We start from the raw sequence: 16,982 nt of genomic DNA on the forward strand, positions 1-16,982 counted from the left end.
TGTTCAAGTACGGAACAAAGCCTGCCAGCCGCAGTATTCCCCCGGCGTTCCCCCGGGTTACGAGCCGGTTGCCGATGCCGGAATCTTGACCCTCGCCGCGATCGGCAGATGGTCGCTCGCCGTGCGCGGCAGCGACCAGGAGCTGACCGGTTCCACGCCCTGCACCATGATCTGGTCGATCCGCGCCAGCGGGAACGACGCCGGCCAGCTGAACCCGAACCCGCTGCCCGACGCGCCCTGCGTGGAGCGCATCTGGGCGGTGACGGCGTTGAGCGCACGGTCGTTCATCGTGCCGTTGAGGTCGCCGAGCAGGATCTTGCGCGTCAGCTTCTCGTCGAAGAGCGCCTCGCCCAGCGCGTCCGCGCTCTTGTCGCGCTGGCGGGCCGTGAACCCGGCCTCCAGCTTCACGCGCACCGACGGGAGGTGGGCGACGTACACCGCGACCGGTCCCTCCGGCGTCGCGACGGTGGCGCGCATCGCGCGGGTCCAGCCCAGCTTGATGTCCACCGGCCGGGAGGCGCTGAGCGGGTACTTGCTCCACAGGCCGACCGTGCCCTGCACCGAGTGGTACTTGTACGTCGACGCGAGGGCCTTCTCGTACGTCGGGACCGCCGCGGTCGTCAGTTCCTCGAGGGCGAGGACGTCGGCGCCGGAGCCCGCCACCTCGCGGGCGGTGCCGGACGGGTCCGGGTTCTCCGCGTTGACGTTGTGGGTGGCCACCGTCAGGTCGCCACCGGTGCCGGCGTTGCTGCCGAGCAGCCCGCCGAAGAGGTTGAACCAGACCGCCGTGGGCAGCACGACCGCGATCAGCGCCGTCGCGGAGCGCCGGATGAGCGCGACAACGAGCAGCAGCGGTACGGAGATGACGCCGAACCAGGGCAGGAACGTCTCGCTGAGGCTGCCGAGGTTGCCGATCCGGTTGGGGATCTGCGCGTGCAGCACCATCACCAGGGCGAGCAGGATCGCCAGCGCCGCAGTGATCAGGCCCCGGCGCCAGATTCTTGGATCGTCTCGCCAGCCGGCCGTCAGACGGCTCATCAGGCGCCGAAGCCGGGGTCCCCGGCGCTCGGGTCCCGAGCCTCCGTTGTCCGTCTCCGTCATGTACGCCTGCTGGGCCATACCGTCGCCTCACAACCTGCTGTGCATACCGTCCATCCCCCGCGCCTAAGACCCTAGGGGATGAACGGTTCCGATCTCGCCGTCTCATGACGGCCGTACGGGGACGATGACGAACAAGTCGGCACGACCAGTTCCGGTTGCCGCCCGCAGATGGCCCTCTGTGACGAAACACGCACAGTCGAGCGTCGGTCGGCCCGACAGGCGTACGAATTCCCGATTACGGGGCCACCGGCCGCAGACCTTCCAGCAGCGTGTCGACGATCAGCTCGGCGAGACCCTCCGGCAGGTCCCCTTCGGGGCGCAGCACGACGCGCAGGAGCATGGGGCCGAGGAACAGGTCGTACAACATCGTGGCGTCGATGTCCGGGCGCACCTCGCCGTTCCGCTGACCGCGGCGCAGGAGTTCGGCGCCGAGCAGGCGGCGCGGTTCGATGACGGTGGCGTGGTAGGCGGCCCAGAGTTTGGGGCTGCTCTTCACCTGCGCCTGGACGTTGTGCAGGAACGCCGAGGACCGGTTGGCCAGTCCGCGCCGGCGCAGCGCCTCCAGCAGGACGACCAGGTCGTCGCGCATCGACGTGCCGGACAGCTCCGGATCCGCGGGCTCCATGACGAGCATGACGTCGACGAAGAGCTCCTCCTTGCCCGGCCAGCGGCGGTAGATGGTGGCCTTGCCGACACCGGCGGTACGGGCCACCCGCTCGATGGAGATGTCCGCGAGCGGCACGCCTTCCTCCAGGAGCTGCATCACGCCCTCGATGATGGAGCGCTCCACGGCTTCGCTCCGTGGGCGGCCACGGGTGCTGCTCCGACCGGCCAGGCCGTCCGCGAGGTTCACGCGACCTGCTCCTTTCCTCGTCCTTCTGCTGTCGTGCGTCGCGCGTCGATTCTCTCCGCTGCTCGGCTGCTCAGTGGTCCGCCGACGCCAACTGCGGCTTCTCCTCGCCCTCTTGGGGGGCGGCGGCGCGGCCCGGCAGGCACAGGACGACGACCAGGGCGCCCAGGAGGGCTACGCCCGCGCCGCACAGCGCGGTGAGGTGCATCGCGTGCAGGAACGCGTCGTTGGCGGGGGCGATCAGGGCGTCGCCCTTGGGGCCGAGCTTGGCGGCGACGCCGAGGGTGGCCTCGATGGACTCGCCCGCGGTGTGCCGTACGTCGGCGGGCAGCGCGCCGAGCTTGTCCTCGATGTCGCTGCGGTAGGCCGCCGAGAGGACCGAGCCGAGTACGGCGATGCCGAGCGCGCCGCCGACCTGGCGGAAGGTGTTGCTGAGCGCGGAGGCGGAGCCGGCCTTCTCGCGGGGCAGGGCCTGCATGATGACGACGCTGGTCGGCGTCATGATGTGCGCCATACCGGTGCCCATCAGGAAGAAGACGACTTCCAGCACCCAGATGGGCGTGTCGGTCTCGAACGTGGCGAACGCGGCCAGCGTCGCGGCGATCAGGAGCATGGCGGCGGTGGTCGTGGCCCGGTTGCCGAAGCGGTCGACGGCCAGCCGGGCGCGCGGCGCGAAGATCAGCTGGGCGGCGGCCAGCGGCAGCATCAGCAGACCGGTCTGGAGGGGCGAGTAGCCGCGCACGCTCTGGGTGTAGAAGACCGAGAAGAAGGTCACGCCCATCAGCGCGAAGAAGACGAGCGCGATGACGGACATCGCCGCCGAGAAGGTCTTGTTGCGGAAGTACGTCACGTCGATGGACGGGTGGTCGCTGCGCTTCTCGAACAGCACGAAGCCGACGAGTACGGCGAGACCGGCGCCGATGGTCGCCAGCACCTGCGGGTCGGTGAAGTCGGCGAGCTGGCCGCCCTTGATGATGCCGTAGACCAGCAGCACGAGCCCGACGACGGACAGCACGACCCCGACGGGGTCGACACGGCCGGGCTTCGGGTCGCGGGAGTCGGGCACCAGGACCGTCATCAGGACCAGGGCGATGATCACGATCGGCACGTTGATGAGGAAGACGGAACCCCACCAGAAGTGGTCGAGCAGGACGCCTCCGGTGATCGGTCCGATGGCGATGGCGAGCCCGACACCGCCGGCCCAGATACCGATGGCCTTGGGCTGCTCCTCGCGCTCGAAGACGTTCATCAGGACGGCGAGGGTGGCGGGCATCACGAAGGCGGCGCCGAGGCCCATCACGGCCCGGAAGACGATGAGCTCGGTGGGCGAGCCGGCGAAGGCGGCGAAGGCGGAGCCGAGGCCGAACACGGCGAGACCGCCGAGCAGCACCTTCTTGCGGCCGAGCCGGTCGCCGAGGATCCCGGCGGTGAACAGCAGCCCGGCGAAGACGAGGGTGTAGGCGTTGATCGCCCACTCCAGCTCGCTCTGGGTGGCGCCCAGGCCGGTCGGGGCGGGGGTGGAGATGGTCTTGATGGCGACGTTGAGGATGGAGTTGTCGAGCACCACGATCAGCAGGCTGAGCATGAGCACGCCGAGGATCACCCAGCGTCGCCGGTGCACGGCCTCGGGGATCCGGGGGCCGAGGGTGGACGGACCGGCGGGAGTAGTCATGGCGGCAAGCCTAGAGCTATTTCGATACGGTACCGTCTCGTATCGAAATTCTTTACCGAACTCTTTACCGAGACCTCATGCATGGCCACCCCTCGCCTCGCGCGAGAGACGTTCAGCACACAGGCCCCACTCCACGGGCGACCACTAGCCGTTCCCGGAGGGGAGGTGCCACCATGGGTGGTGATCCGGGGACGCCGTCAGGGCGCCTCGAGATGATTGAAGGAGCCGTTGCCATGACGCAGCTTCAGCCTGCCCACCAGGCCTCCGCCGGCAGCACCAACGCGACGAACGCGCTGTACGGAGGCAAGGGCACCCGCCGCATCACGGTCCGGGACATCACCGCCGCCAAGGAACGCGGTGAGAAGTGGCCCATGCTCACCGCGTACGACGCGATGACCGCGTCCGTCTTCGACGAGGCCGGTATCCCGGTCATGCTGGTCGGCGACTCGGCGGGCAACTGTCACCTGGGCTACGAGTCGACGGTACCCGTGACCCTCGACGAGATGACCATGCTCTCGGCGGCGGTCGTCCGCGGTACGAGCCGGGCGCTGATCGTCGGCGACCTGCCCTTCGGTTCCTACCAGGAGGGCCCGGTGCAGGCGCTGCGCTCGGCGACGCGGCTGGTGAAGGAGGCGGGGGTCGGCGCCGTCAAGCTGGAGGGCGGCGAGCGCTCGCACCGCCAGATCGAGCTGCTGGTCGAGTCGGGCATCCCGGTGATGGCCCACATCGGTCTGACCCCCCAGTCCGTGAACTCCATGGGATACCGGGTCCAGGGGCGCGGCGAGGAGGCCGCGCAGCAGCTGCTGCGGGACGCGAAGGCCGTGCAGGACGCGGGGGCGTTCGCGGTGGTCCTGGAGCTGGTGCCGGCGGAGCTGGCCGCGGAGGTCACGCGGACGTCGCACATCCCCACGGTGGGGATCGGGGCGGGGGCGGAGACGGACGCGCAGGTGCTGGTGTGGACGGACATGCTCGGGCTGACCGGGGGGCGGATGCCGAAGTTCGTCAAGCAGTACGCGAATCTGCGTGAGGTCATGGGGAGCGCGGCGAAGGCGTTCGCGGAGGATGTGACCGGCGGGACGTTCCCGTCGGAGGAGCACTCCGTGCACTGAGCGTCTGTTGCCCGGCCGTCGCCCGCCTACTGACCGACAACTGACCGTCCACCGGGTTCACGGGTCCCACAGAGCCACTGCGGCACGAAAGCAGCCCGCCGACTTCCCCCATCGGCGGGCTGCGGCTTTTGTTTCCTGGCCCCCGCCGGCCGGCTCAGTCGTCGGTCGCGTCGGAACTGGCCACGACATCGCCGCTGGACGGTACGGACGACACCGAACCGCTGGTGCCGGAACTCGGGTCGGCGGTGGGACTGGAGCTGGGGACGGGATCAGAACTGGTCTCCGGCGCCTCGCTCGTGTCCGGCGCGGACGAGCTGTCCGTCTGCGGTGCCGTACCGCTGGACGCGTCCGGGGTGGGCGTCCGGCTGACGGCGGGAGCGGGGGTACCGGCCGTGCCACCGCCCATCGAGGTTCCCCTGCCCGGCTCGCCCTTGACCACGGCCGCCACCGGCTTGCCCGCGATCAGCTCCACCGAGGTCACCGTGATCATCGCCAGGGCGAACACCAGGCCTGTGGCCAGGGCATATCTCTTCCAACCGATGGAGCCGCGGAGGGAGCCCCCGCGGTAGGTGGTGACCGACTCGCCTTCAGAGGGCGCGGAGGACGGGGAGGACGGGGAGGACGGCATCGCGTCAGCAGCCGTGGCACTTCCCGGTGGCCCGAAAGCCGCCCGAGCGTCCGCGCGCTGTTCCGCCCGCTCCTCCAGCGGCGTACGCGGCATCCCTACCTGCGGCATCCCTACCTGCGGCACCCGGCTACGGATTCCCTCGCCCGTCCGTCGGAAGGCGTGCGAGAAGACCGCCGCGCCGGTGGTCGCGCTGGTACTGACCACAGCGGCGCCGATGATCGTCCCGGTCACCCCCAGCAGGGACGCGAGCACCGCGCCCACCACGGTCGCGAGAGCACTTGCCGCCACCTGCACAACAGTCAGGTCGAGCACCTTGCGCTTGGGCGCCCGCCCCTCTTCTTCTCCTACTTCTCCTGCTCCTACTTCTTCTCCTGCTTTTCCTTCTGGCCGCTCTTCTCTGCGACTCTCCATCGATCTCCCTTGGCAGTTCTGGAGCCGGACATCGGCGCACGAGCGGGACATCACCGGAACGTGAGGCTCCTCAAGCCATGCGGACGGTACTTCGGGACGACTGCCCAGTCGGCGGCGTTTCATCTGCGCACAGCACTCCTCGTCCCGGCCACGGCTGTCGGTGGTCTGTAGGTGGTTTGTCGGTGGGGGGTGACAGGTTCGGTTCATGACGCGAATCGACAACCACCCCGCCGACGGGGTCACACATGCCGTTTCCGTGCGGGGGCTGGTCAAGCACTACGGCGAGACCAAGGCGCTGGACGGCGTCGACCTGGACGTCCGGGAAGGCACCGTACTCGGTGTGCTCGGACCCAACGGCGCCGGCAAGACCACCCTCGTACGCATCCTCTCCACCCTGCTGCAGCCCGACTCGGGGCACGCGACCGTCGCCGGGTACGACGTCCTGCGCCAGCCCCGGCAGCTGCGGCGGGTGATCGGACTCACCGGGCAGTACGCCTCCGTGGACGAGAAGCTCCCGGGCTGGGAGAACCTGTACATGATCGGGCGGCTCCTCGACCTGTCCCGCAAGGACGCCCGCACCCGGGCCGACGAACTGCTGGAGCGGTTCTCGCTCACCGACGCCGCCAAGCGGCCGGCGAGCACGTACTCCGGCGGTATGCGGCGGCGGCTGGACCTGGCCGCCTCGATGATCGGCCAGCCCCAGGTCCTCTTCCTCGACGAGCCCACCACCGGCCTCGACCCCCGTACCCGCAAGGAGGTCTGGACCGAGGTCAAGCGGATGGTCGGCGACGGGGTGACCGTCCTGTTGACCACCCAGTACATGGAGGAGGCCGAACACCTCGCCTCCGAGCTGGCCGTCATCGACCGGGGGAAGGTTGTCGCCGGCGGTGCCATCGACGCGCTGAAGGCGAAGGTCGGCGGCCGTACCCTGCGGATCCGGCCGGCCGACCCCCTGCAACTGCGCCCGCTCGCCCGCGACCTCGACGACCTCGGTATCACCGGGCTCGCCACCACGGCCGTGGACACCAGGACAGGCAGTGTCCTGGTACCGATCCTGAGCGACGAGCAGCTCACCGCCGTGACCGGCGCGGTCGTCGCGCGCGGCATCACCATCGCCTCGATCTCCACCGAACTGCCCAGCCTGGACGAGGTGTTCCTGTCCCTCACCGGCCATCGCGCCGGTGCCCCGCAGGACGACGACGCCAGCGCCCCCGCCGACACCCGAGAGGAGGTCGCCGTATGAGCGCCGCGACCACAACCGTCAAAGAGATCCACAACGACATCCGCAACGACAACGACAAGACCGGCAGGGACGACGTCCAGGCGGACGGCCGGATTCCACTGCGCGCCCATCTGCGCCACACCGGCGCTCTCGTCCGCCGCAACCTGCTGTGGATCAGGCAGGACCCCGAGTCAATGGCCGACGCGCTGCTGATGCCGATCATCTTCACCCTGCTGTTCGTGTTCGTCTTCGGCGGCTCGATCGGGCAGGCCCTGGGCGGCGGCCAGGACGGGTACGTGCAGTACGTGATCCCGGGCATGATCGCGATGATGAGCATGACGCTGTCCCAGGGCGTCGGCACCGGGTTCAGCCAGGACTTCAACTCCGGTGTCATGGACCGCTTCCGGTCCCTGCCGATCGGGCGCGGCTCGGTGCTGTTCGCGAAGATCTCGGTCGAGCTGATCCGGATGCTGTTCGCCACCACCGTGCTGATGATCGTCGCCGTCCTGGTCGGTTTCGACATCAACAACTGGGTCGGGCTGTTCGGGGCGGTGGGCCTGGCCACGCTCTTCGCCTCGTCGATCATGTGGGTGTTCCTCACCCTGGGCGTGATCATGAAGAGCGCGCAGTCCGTACAGGCGATGGGCTTCCTGGTGCTGTTCCCGCTCCAGTTCGGTTCGTCGATCTTCGCCCCGACGCAGTCGATGCCGGGCTGGCTGCAGGCGTTCACCGACTACAACCCGCTGTCCACGCTCGCGGACGCGGCCCGCGGACTGATGGTGGGCGGCCCGGTCGCGCACGACCTGTGGGTGACCATCGGATGGTCGGTGGCCATCACGGCGGTGATGGCGCCGGTCGCCATCCACAAGTTCCGTACGAAGAGCTGACAACAGCGGTAAGTCGGTATGTCTGTACGTCTGTGCCGTACGCGTCGATGTCAGATGAGGGCGGTCGCCTCCCCCACGGAGAGTCGGCCGCCCTCCGCGTACGCGGCCTCGTACGCCCCGTCGCCGAGCACGTCACGGACCGCGCGGACGGAGCGGGCGCGGACCTCGCGCTCCATGTGTCCGGAGACATGGCCGGGCGGCAGCAGGGCGGCGGCGGCGCCCAGGCAGCGGGCGGCATCGTGGGCGCGGCCGGGGTCGAGGCCGACGAGGGCGGCGGCGCCGGTGGTCAGCAACGTGGAGCGCATGTGCGGGGCGATGGCGACGGACAGCTCGTCGTCGGCGCGGGTCACCGCCTGTCGCGCCTTGCCGAGGGCCTCCTCGTGGTGCCCTTCCACGACATCCAGCCAGGACTCCGTGCCGAGGATGAACGCGTCGAAGACGACGAACGAGGCGGCTCCGAACTCCACGCGCAGCAGCCGGAGTTGCTCGCGCGCCTCGGAAACCCGGTCGGTGATGCCGAGCCAGGCCGCGAGGAAGAGCCGGGCGGCGGGCATGGCCTCGTTGACCATCCCGTCCGCCTGCTCGATCACCTCGCGCAGCAGCTGTTCGCCCTCTTCGTTCCGGCCCGCCTCCAGGAACACGTTGCCGAGGCGGGCGGCGAGCACGGCCTTCTGGGAGCGGGCGCCGAGTTGTTCGGCCAGTTCCATCGCGTCCTGGAAGTCGGTCGCGGCGGCGGCGTACTCGGCCTTGCGTTCATGGGCCTCGCCGCGTGCGGAGAGCGCCTCGGCGGCGCCCCAGGAGTCACCGAGGCGCAGGAAGATCTCCAGCGACTCGTCGGCGTCGCGGGTCGCGTCACCGGCCCAGTCGCTGCGGTTGGCGAGGATGTTGGCGCGCAGCTGCAGACAGGCGGCGAGTTCCCACTCGTAGCCGGGTGCCGCGTCACGGCAGGTACGCACGGACTCGCCGGCGATGACGCTGAGCCGCTCCATGTCGCGGGTGAGCATGACGGCGTAGAACCAGAGGAGACCGGGGAAGCGGCAGGTCTGCGGGGCGCCGGGTTCGTAGACCTGGGTGATGGCGCGCAGTTTCTGTCGGGACTCCGGTGTCTGCCAGACGTCCAACTCCATGTCCATGGAGGCGAGATGGATGAGGTGGACGCCACGCCGGGCCTCTTCGAGGTGCTCGCCGCGCCAGGGGGGCGGGGAGTTCGTGCAGCGCTCCCACACGGGCTGGGCCGGGCGGATCGGGAGGGCGAAGGGGTCGGGGCCGAGGTTCATGACCTCCCGGGACCAGTTGCGGCCGGCGAGGCGCAGATCGCGCATCTGCCAGTACCAGGAGATCGACAGGACGAGGCAGAGCGCCTCCTGTTCGTCCCGTGCGGTGACGGCGTGGCGAAGGGCGGCGCGGATGTTCTCGCTCTCCCGCCGGAAGACGTCGAGCGCGGCGATCTGGCCGGGCCCGCGCAGCAACGGGTCGGTGGTGCGGGCGAGTTCGCGGAAGTACGTGAGGTGCGCGCGCTCCGCTTCGGGGCGGACACCTGCCTCGTCGAGGCGCTCACCGGCGTACTCGGCGACGGTCTCCAGGAGCCGGTAGCGCATCGCACCCGCGCCGTTCTCGTCCGAAGGGGCCGCCACGACAAGGGACTTGTCGACGAGCGAGCCGAGTGCCTCCAGTGCGACGGGCCCGCACACCGCTTCGGCGGCGGGGAGATCGCAGCCGCCGGCGAAGACGGACAGCCGCCGCAGGACGTCCCGTTCGTCCGCGTCGAGCAGGTCCCAGGACCAGTCGACGACGGCCCGCAGGGTCTGCTGGCGGGGCAGGACGGTACGGCTGCCGGAGGTGAGCAGCCGGAAACGGTTGTCGAGCCGGTCGGCGATCTGCCGCAGCGACAGCATCCGCAGCCGGGCGGCGGCCAGTTCGATGGCGAGCGGCAGCCCGTCGAGCCGCCGGCAGATCTCGGCGGCGGCCTCCGGATCGTCCTCGACCCGGAACCCGGGCCGGGCGGCCGCCCCACGGTCGGCGAGCAGCCGTAGCGCGACGGGCTCGGGCAGCGGTTCGACGGGGCGCACCAACTCCCCCGGTACGCCCAGGGGTTCACGGCTGGTGGCGAGCACGGTGACTCCCGGGCAGCGGGCCAGCAGCTCCGCGACGAGCTGCGCGGCGGCATCGATGACGTGCTCGCAGTTGTCGAGGAGGATCAGCATCCGCCGGTTCGCGCAGTACTCGGTGAGGCGTACGAGGGGGTCGTCGTGGCGTTCGGCGGAGGCGGCGCGCAGTTCCTCGGCGCCGGCTCCGCGCAGCACGGTCTCACGGGCGCCGACGGCGGTGAGTACGGCTTCCGGTACGGCGTCCGGGTCGACGACGGGCGCGAGTTCGGCCAGCCACACCCCGTCCGGCGCGGCATCCCTCGTCCGCTCCCTCGCCCGGTCCCTCGTCCCGCCCCACGTCCGGTCTCCCGCCCCGTCCCATGTCCCGTCCCGCACGGCTTCGGCGGCCTCCTGCGACAACCGTGTCTTTCCGGCACCGCCGGGCCCGAGCAACGTCACGAGCCGGGCTGTCGCGATGTCCCCCCGGATGGCCTCGATGTCCGCCTCCCGGCCGACGAAGGAGGTGAGGCGGGCCCGCAGATTGCCCCGGGGCGAGGGTGATGGTGCGGGCGAAGGCCGGGGCGGGGTGCGGGGCGGGTCTTCGGGTGCGCCGTCCGGACTCAGCAACTCCACGTGCAGCGCCCGCAGTTCGGGACCCGGGTCCGCGCCGAGCCGGTCCGCCAGCAGTCGGCGTACGTCCTCGTACGCGGCCAGTGCCTGGGCCTGGCGGCCCGCGTCGCGCAGGGCGCGCAGGCGGAGGGCCTGGAGGGGCTCGTCCAGGGGGTGGCTGTCGCACAGGGCGGTGAGTTCGGGCAGTGACTGTTCCGCGGCGCCCAGGGCCACGGCGGCGGTGAGGCGGGCGCGGCGCGTGTCCAGGCGGCGGGTCTCCCAGCGGGCCGCCTCGGCGGTGCGGTCGGGGAGGTCGGCGAGGGCCGGGCCGTGCCACAGGGCGAGCGCGTCGTCGAGTACGACGGCGGCCTTGGCGGGGTCGCCGTCGGCCAGCGCGCGCGTGCCCTCGTCGGCGAGCCGCCCGAAGCGGTGCAGGTCGACGTCGTCCGGCGCGGCGCACAACCGGTAGCCGCCCTCGGCCGAGGCGATGCTGTCCGGGCCGAGCGCCCGGCGCAGCCGGCCGACCAGCGCCTGGAGCGCGGCCGGCGCGTCGGCGGGCGCGTCCCCGTTCCACACCTCCTCCACCAGGACGCCCGCGGGCACGGTCCGGCCGGGCCGCAGGGCGAACACGGTCAGCAGGGCGCGCAGCCGCGCGCCGCCGACCGGGACGAAGGTGCCGTCGGGACGGAGTGCCTGGGTGGTGCCGAGGATGCGATAGCGCACGGGCCCATTCTCTCCGGTGAGGGCACCGTGGCGCGCATGGGTTTACCCGCGTGTGAACAGGAACGTGAACAGGGAGAAGTCCAGGATCTCCGGGAACCTCCAGGAACCTCCGACCCTGGGTGGCGCGTTCTTCACATGGCACGGGTACCGTCGACCCGCCCGCACCAGCCGCGTACGGCGTTTCCCGCCGAGTCCCCTCAGGAGTCCCGCCCCATGACCACCGCCACCTCCCGCAACAGCGACCGGCGGATCAGCCCCGTCTTCCTAGGGATTGTGGCCGTCATGGCGGTCACGGGCTGGGCCACCTGGACCGGGTTCGCTGAAAAGCCCGGTGTCGCCGTGTTCCTGTTCGTGACGGCCGCGTGGATCGTGTCCCTGTGTCTGCACGAGTACGCGCACGCGCGCACCGCGTTGCACGGGGGCGACATCACCGTGGGGGCCAAGGGGTATCTGAGCCTCAACCCTCTCGCCTACACGCACGCGCTGCTCAGCATCGTGCTGCCGGTGATCTTCGTGATCATGGGCGGGATCGGGCTGCCGGGCGGTGCCGTCTTCATCGAGCGGAACCGTATCCACGGCCGTTGGAAGCACAGTCTGATCTCGGCCGCCGGTCCGCTGACGAACATCCTGTTCGCGGCGGTGTGCGCGGCGCCGTTCTGGCTGGGCGCGCTGGACGGCGTACCCACGGAGTTCCGGTTCGCGCTCGCCTTCCTGGCCCTGCTCCAGGTCACGGCGGCCATCCTGAACTCCCTGCCGGTGCCCGGTCTCGACGGCTACGGGGTCATCGAGCCCTGGCTGTCGTACAAGATCAAGCGCCAGGTGGAGCCGTTCGCGCCGTTCGGGCTGCTGTTCGTGTTCGCGGTGCTGTTCATCCGGCCCGTGAACGCCGCGTTCTTCGACATGATCGACACGGTGCTGCGCGGGCTGGGGATCGGCGAGTTCGAGACGTACTGCGGTCAGGAGCTGTACCGCTTCTGGCAGGGGACGAACGAGTTCTGCTCGGTCAACTGACGAGCGTCAGCTGACGGAGCGGGGGTCTGCGGCCACGGGGGCGGCGGACCGGGCGCGCCGGGCGTAGTACCAGCACATGTTGGACGACAGCCCGGCCAGCAGTACCCACACGATCCCCAGCAGGTTGCCCTGGACGAAGGACACGACGGCGGCTGCCACGGCCAGCAGGCAGACGATCAGGGCGTAGACGGCGAGGCGGGGCATGGGGTGAGCTCCTGTCGGGGACGCCGGTCGGGGGGACACCGGTTCGCGGCGTCCAGTGTCCCCCATCCGCTCAGATGTCGGTGACGCGCAGGCCCGCGTGGGCCTTGTAGCGGCGGTTCACGGAGATCAGGTTGGCGACCAGCGACTCGACCTGGTGGGCGTTGCGCAGCCGGCCCGAGAAGACCCCGCGCATACCGGGGATACGGCCGGCCAGGGCCTGCACGATCTCCACGTCCGCCCGCTCCTCGCCGAGGACCATCACGTCCGTGTCGATCTCCTCGATCGCCGGGTCCTGGAGCAGTACGGCCGACAGGTGGTGGAAGGCGGCCGTGACCCGGGAGTCCGGCAGCAGGGCGGCGGCCTGTTCGGCGGCGCTGCCCTCCTCCGGCTTCAGCGCGTACGCGCCCTTCTTGTCGAAGCCGAGCGGGTTGACGCAGTCGACGACGAGCTTGCCGGCCAGTTCCTCGCGCAGGGATTCGAGGGTCTTGCCGTGTCCGTCCCAGGGCACGGCGACGATCACGATGTCGCTGCGGCGCGCGGTCTCGGCGTTGTCGGCGCCCTCGACACCATGGCCGAGTTCGTCGGCGGCGGCCTGGGCGCGGTCGGCGGCGCGCGACCCGATGATCACCTTCTGTCCGGCCCTGGCGAGCCGGTAGGCGAGGCCCTTGCCCTGCGGCCCGGTCCCGCCGAGCACGCCGACGACGAGCCCTGAGACGTCGGGAAGGTCCCAGGGGTCCTTGGCGGGAGCCTTCGCGGGGGTCTCGGCCGGGGTCTGTGCACTGTCGGTAGAGGTCATGGGCCGACTTTACGTCCGTGGCCGCGTAGCCATGAGATCAGGTGAGCTGGGTCACGGGGACCCGGCGGAAGGGGATCCTTTCGTAGGGGCCGAAGTCGCCGGTCTCGAAGAGGAGCCCGACGGTCTGGGCGTCGATACGGACGAGGTCGGAGTATGCGGCGGGCAGTCCGTCCACCGTGTCCACCGGGTGCCAGGTGGTGCCGGCGTCGGTGGAGGCGCGGATGGTCATCAGGGCGCGGGCGGCGGGATCGGCGGGGCCGGAGAAGAGGAGCAGGTCGGGGTCGCGGATCTGCAGCACGCTGCCCTGGCAGATGGGGGCGGACAGGCCGGCCTGCGGACGGAAGGGTTTGACGAGGGTCTGGCCGCCGTCCGTGGAGTGGGCGTCGGCGCGGTTGCCGGGGGACGGCGAGTCGTTGCGGGTGTTGAAGTAGACGCGGCCGTCGGGGAGTTCGGCGGCGGTGGTCTCGTTGACGTTGATGTAGCCGTCGGTGTTCTCGTCGAGGTACCCGATGCGCCAGGTCCCGCCGCGGTCGTCGCTGAGCAGGCAGTGGCCGCTGTTGTAGCGGGCCTCGTTGCCCAGGTCCGTGCCGGTGGGCGGGATCGTGTGGTTGGCGGCGACGACGACCCGGCCGGTGCTCAGCTGGATGGCGTGGCCGGGGGTGGTGGCGTACCAGCGCCACTCCGGGTGCTTCACCTGGGCGGTGATCTCCACCGAGGAGGACCAGGTGACGCCGTCGTCGTCGCTGTAGCGCGTCCAGACGCGGCGCCCTTCGGCGGCCGACACGTTGCCGAGGAGGATGTCCTTCTCGGTCACCGTGCCCGAGGCACGGACGTACACGAGCAGGATGCGGCCGGTGTCGAGGACGACGGGGGCGGGGTTGCCTGCGAGGTTGCCGCCGTTGGTGGCGGCGGTGGCGAGCGGGCCCCAGGTCCGGCCGCCGTCCGTGGAGCGCTTCAGGACGATGTCGATGTTCCCGTGGTCCGAGGCGGAGTCGACCCGGCCCTCGCAGAAGGCGAGCACGGTGCCGGCGTGGGTGACGACGACGGCCGGGATGCGGTAGCTGGCGTAGCCCTCCTGGCCGGACCAGAAGGGGACGCTTGTCTCCACTGTCATGTGCGGCTCCTTGCTCTGAGTGGTGATGGCGCTGATGACGGTGACTGTCCGTACGGGCAGTGGTTCGGGTTCTTACCCAGGTTGGGCGAAATCATGGTGAAGGATGCGCCCTGAGTTGCCTGTTGCGGCAGGATGCGCGGTCATGGACGCCGTACGGGTCGCGTTGTTGCGTGAAGTGCTCGCCGGAACCGAGTGGTTGGGGGCCACCCGGAGGTTCGCGGGGGCGTTACGGGGGTCCGTGGTGTCGTACGGGGGCGGCTTGCTGTTGGTCGGGACGCCGGCGTACGAGCCGTGGCACCTGGCGGCACATCTGGTGGACGAGGCGACCTGGTCGGGGACGCCCGAGCTGGCCCCGACACTCGTACGGCACGACCCGCGGGCGTCCGGTCCCGGGCGGCTGTCGGTCGGGCTCGGGCGGATCGAGGCGGCACGCCGGGGTGAGACGTTGCTGGTGGTGGCGCCGGACGGGGTGGGCGGCGCCCTGCTGGAGCGGGTTCATGATGCTCGGCGGGGTGGGGCGAAGGTGCTGGTGCTGGGGGCGGGCGAGGGGGAGTTGGTGTCGATGGCGCATGAGTCGCTGGCGGTGCCTGACGGGTTGGAACTGGAGCTGGACCTGGACACCGTGCAGCACCTGGTGAGCGCGGCGGCCGGGGAGAACGCGGTGCCTGTCGGCCGGGGGCGGCGGGGTTTCCGTGACCGTCTGGCCCGGCTGGCGGACGTCCTGACGGCACCGCCACCGTCCCGCTGGTAAACCCGTCTCCCACCCACCGCCCGCCTCGGCACCTCACCCGCCTTCGGCGGAACGACGGAAGCCCCCTCCCCTCACCCGGCGAGAAGCGGATGCCCCGGCCTCCCCCACCCGAAAACCTGTTGCCCCCTTCTCCCCCACCGCTCAGCATGACCCCACGTGACCTCCCCCCTCCGTGCCCTCCTCCCCGATCTCGCTCCCTGGCGGGCCTCCGTCGATTTCCGGAAGCTCTGGCTGTCGGGGCTGATCACCAACTTCGGGAGTTTTCTGACCTTCGTCGCGCTGCCGGTGCAGATGAAGGAGCTGACCGGGTCTGCCGCCGCGGTCGGGGCGATCGGGGCCGTGGAGCTGGTCCCGTTGATCGTGTTCGGGCTGTACGGCGGGGCGCTGGCCGACGCTGCGGACAAGCGGAAGCTGATCCTGTGGACGGAGGCGGGGCAGGGGGTGCTGTGCGCCGTGCTGCTCGTGAACGCGGTGCTGCCCGAGCCGCTGGTCTGGCCGCTGTACGTGGTCGCCGCGCTCACCTCCGCCCTCGGGTCGGTGCAACGCCCGGCGCTCGATTCGCTGATGCCGCGGGTCGTCGCCCATGAGCATCTGCCGGCCGCCGCCTCGTTGAACTCCCTGCGCTGGACGGTCGGCGGGGTCGCGGGACCGGCTCTGGCCGGAGTGGTCGTGGCGTATGCCGGGCTCGGCTGGGCGTACGCCGTCGACCTCGTGACCTTCGCCGTGTCCCTGCTGTTCGTGGTGGGGCTCGCCTCCTCCCCCGCCTCCCACGAGGCCGCGAAACCGTCCCTGCGGTCCATCGCGGAGGGCGCCCGGTACGCGTGGAGCCGTAAGGAGCTCCTCGGGACGTACGCCATCGACCTCGCCGCGATGTTCCTCGCGATGCCGCTGGCCGTGCTGCCGTTCCTCGCCGACGAGCTGGACGCCGAGTGGTCGCTCGGGCTGATGTACGCGGCGATCCCGGCCGGTTCGCTGCTCGTGAGTCTCACCAGCGGCTGGACCTCCCGGGTGCACCGGCACGGGCGGATGGTCGTGCTCGGGGCGGCGGGGTGGGGGCTGGCGATAGCCGCTTCCGGGATCGTCGGCAACGTATGGCTGGTGCTGCTGTTCCTTCTCCTCGGCGGCTGCTTCGACATGGTCAGCGGGATCTTCCGGGGCGCGATGTGGAACCAGACGATCCCGGACGAGCTGCGCGGACGCCTCGCCGGCATCGAGCTGCTCTCCTACTCCGTCGGCCCTCAGCTCGGCCAGGTCAGGGCCGGTGGCGTGGCCGCGTGGCGCGGGGTCCGGGCGTCCGTGTGGTCGGGCGGGATCGCGTGCGTGGCCGGGGTGGGGCTGCTGGCCCTGTGCCTGCCGGGCCTGATGCGGTACGACGTACGGACGAACGAGCACGCGCTGCGCATGCGGAAGCAGCGGGAGTCGGCGACAGGCCTAGCGGCAACCCCCTAGGGGCGCGGGGCTGTGACATTTGCGGCTCCGCCGCGTGGGCGCGACCAGCCACAGCGCACCCGCACCCAAAAACCGCCCCAACCACACCGACCGTCAGTCCTCGCCCTCGCCGCGCGCGTGCGCATCGTGCCACTTGGGGTCGTTCTCCCACTGGAGGTTGCGTTCGCGGGCCGTCTCCATCGCGTGTTCGGCCTCCGCTCGGGTGGTGTACGGCCCGAAGCGGTCCTTGCCCGGGCATTCCGGGCCCTCCTCGACCTTCTTGTGCTCCAGGCAGTAGTACCACTCGCCCGGTTTGCCGACCGTGCGCTTCTTGAACAGGGCCATGGTTCGGACTCCTTTCACCAGGGTCATCGTCCCC

At 70.7% G+C, this 16,982-nt stretch carries 15 protein-coding genes; 6 read left to right on the top strand and 9 right to left on the bottom strand.

Going from position 1 to position 16,982, the window contains the following annotated elements; translation table 11 throughout:
- Window positions 1-57 precede the first annotated feature (57 nt).
- The 3 genes from G3I71_RS12685 to G3I71_RS12695 all read right to left on the bottom strand — a co-directional run bounded on the left by G3I71_RS12685 (window position 58) and on the right by G3I71_RS12695 (window position 3,623).
- Window positions 58-1,119 carry an endonuclease/exonuclease/phosphatase family protein gene (locus G3I71_RS12685; protein ID WP_164314113.1) on the bottom strand — a complete coding sequence of 354 codons (1,062 nt, stop codon included), beginning with the start codon at window positions 1,117-1,119 and terminating at the stop codon, window positions 58-60.
- A gap of 217 nt (window positions 1,120-1,336) precedes the next feature.
- Window positions 1,337-1,954, bottom strand: a complete 618-nt coding sequence (locus tag G3I71_RS12690) for a TetR/AcrR family transcriptional regulator (RefSeq protein WP_164314114.1) — start codon at window positions 1,952-1,954, stop codon at window positions 1,337-1,339.
- A gap of 70 nt (window positions 1,955-2,024) precedes the next feature.
- Window positions 2,025-3,623, bottom strand: a complete 1,599-nt coding sequence (locus G3I71_RS12695) for an MFS transporter (RefSeq protein ID WP_203730069.1) — start codon at window positions 3,621-3,623, stop codon at window positions 2,025-2,027.
- A gap of 233 nt (window positions 3,624-3,856) precedes the next feature.
- On the opposite strand from G3I71_RS12695, the gene panB reads away from it, so the two are divergent.
- On the top strand, window positions 3,857-4,732 hold the full coding sequence (gene panB, locus G3I71_RS12700) for a 3-methyl-2-oxobutanoate hydroxymethyltransferase (RefSeq protein WP_164314115.1): 876 nt from the start codon (window positions 3,857-3,859) through the stop codon (window positions 4,730-4,732).
- A gap of 154 nt (window positions 4,733-4,886) precedes the next feature.
- Here panB and G3I71_RS12705 read toward each other — a convergent pair whose 3' ends face one another.
- Complete coding sequence (locus tag G3I71_RS12705) at window positions 4,887-5,648, bottom strand: hypothetical protein (RefSeq protein ID WP_164314116.1); 762 nt, start codon at window positions 5,646-5,648, stop codon at window positions 4,887-4,889.
- A 328-nt stretch (window positions 5,649-5,976) separates the two neighbouring features.
- On the opposite strand from G3I71_RS12705, the gene G3I71_RS12710 reads away from it, so the two are divergent.
- A complete protein-coding gene (locus G3I71_RS12710; protein ID WP_164314117.1) occupies window positions 5,977-7,014 on the top strand; it encodes an ATP-binding cassette domain-containing protein in 1,038 nt (345 codons plus the stop codon).
- Window positions 7,011-7,880, top strand: a complete 870-nt coding sequence (locus G3I71_RS12715; RefSeq protein ID WP_239149116.1) for an ABC transporter permease — start codon at window positions 7,011-7,013, stop codon at window positions 7,878-7,880. Before G3I71_RS12710 ends, G3I71_RS12715 begins: the two co-directional genes overlap by 4 nt.
- A gap of 50 nt (window positions 7,881-7,930) precedes the next feature.
- Here the strand turns inward: G3I71_RS12715 and G3I71_RS12720 are convergent, their stop codons facing one another.
- Window positions 7,931-11,299: a BTAD domain-containing putative transcriptional regulator gene (locus G3I71_RS12720; protein WP_164314118.1), complete on the bottom strand. Its 3,369-nt coding sequence runs from the start codon at window positions 11,297-11,299 to the stop codon at window positions 7,931-7,933.
- Window positions 11,300-11,512: 213 nt separating this feature from the next.
- Here G3I71_RS12720 and G3I71_RS12725 point away from each other — a divergent pair, with 213 nt between their 5' ends.
- Entirely contained in the window at window positions 11,513-12,310 is a 798-nt protein-coding gene (locus G3I71_RS12725; RefSeq protein WP_164314119.1) for a site-2 protease family protein, read from the top strand.
- Window positions 12,311-12,316: 6 nt separating this feature from the next.
- Here G3I71_RS12725 and G3I71_RS12730 read toward each other — a convergent pair whose 3' ends face one another.
- Genes G3I71_RS12730 through G3I71_RS12740 form a run of 3 tightly spaced genes read right to left on the bottom strand, consistent with a single transcriptional unit; the run spans window position 12,317 to window position 14,424 of the window.
- Window positions 12,317-12,580: a hypothetical protein gene (locus G3I71_RS12730; RefSeq protein WP_239149117.1), complete on the bottom strand. Its 264-nt coding sequence runs from the start codon at window positions 12,578-12,580 to the stop codon at window positions 12,317-12,319.
- Between the two features lie 4 nt (window positions 12,581-12,584).
- Complete coding sequence (gene npdG, locus G3I71_RS12735; protein ID WP_053745211.1) at window positions 12,585-13,310, bottom strand: NADPH-dependent F420 reductase; 726 nt, start codon at window positions 13,308-13,310, stop codon at window positions 12,585-12,587.
- A 37-nt stretch (window positions 13,311-13,347) separates the two neighbouring features.
- On the bottom strand, window positions 13,348-14,424 hold the full coding sequence (locus tag G3I71_RS12740; RefSeq protein ID WP_164314121.1) for an exo-alpha-sialidase: 1,077 nt from the start codon (window positions 14,422-14,424) through the stop codon (window positions 13,348-13,350).
- 142 nt (window positions 14,425-14,566) lie between these two features.
- Here G3I71_RS12740 and G3I71_RS12745 point away from each other — a divergent pair, with 142 nt between their 5' ends.
- Both G3I71_RS12745 and G3I71_RS12750 read left to right on the top strand, forming a co-directional pair.
- A complete protein-coding gene (locus G3I71_RS12745; RefSeq protein ID WP_164314122.1) occupies window positions 14,567-15,175 on the top strand; it encodes a hypothetical protein in 609 nt (202 codons plus the stop codon).
- Window positions 15,176-15,331: 156 nt separating this feature from the next.
- Window positions 15,332-16,624 carry an MFS transporter gene (locus G3I71_RS12750; protein ID WP_164314123.1) on the top strand — a complete coding sequence of 431 codons (1,293 nt, stop codon included), beginning with the start codon at window positions 15,332-15,334 and terminating at the stop codon, window positions 16,622-16,624.
- 93 nt (window positions 16,625-16,717) lie between these two features.
- Here the strand turns inward: G3I71_RS12750 and G3I71_RS12755 are convergent, their stop codons facing one another.
- Window positions 16,718-16,948 (bottom strand): hypothetical protein, encoded by a 231-nt coding sequence (locus G3I71_RS12755; RefSeq protein ID WP_164314124.1) that lies wholly within the window; start codon window positions 16,946-16,948, stop codon window positions 16,718-16,720.
- Window positions 16,949-16,982 lie beyond the last annotated feature (34 nt).

It is taken from the genome of Streptomyces sp. SID12501, from assembly GCF_010550245.1.
Lineage (GTDB): Bacteria > Actinomycetota > Actinomycetes > Streptomycetales > Streptomycetaceae > Streptomyces.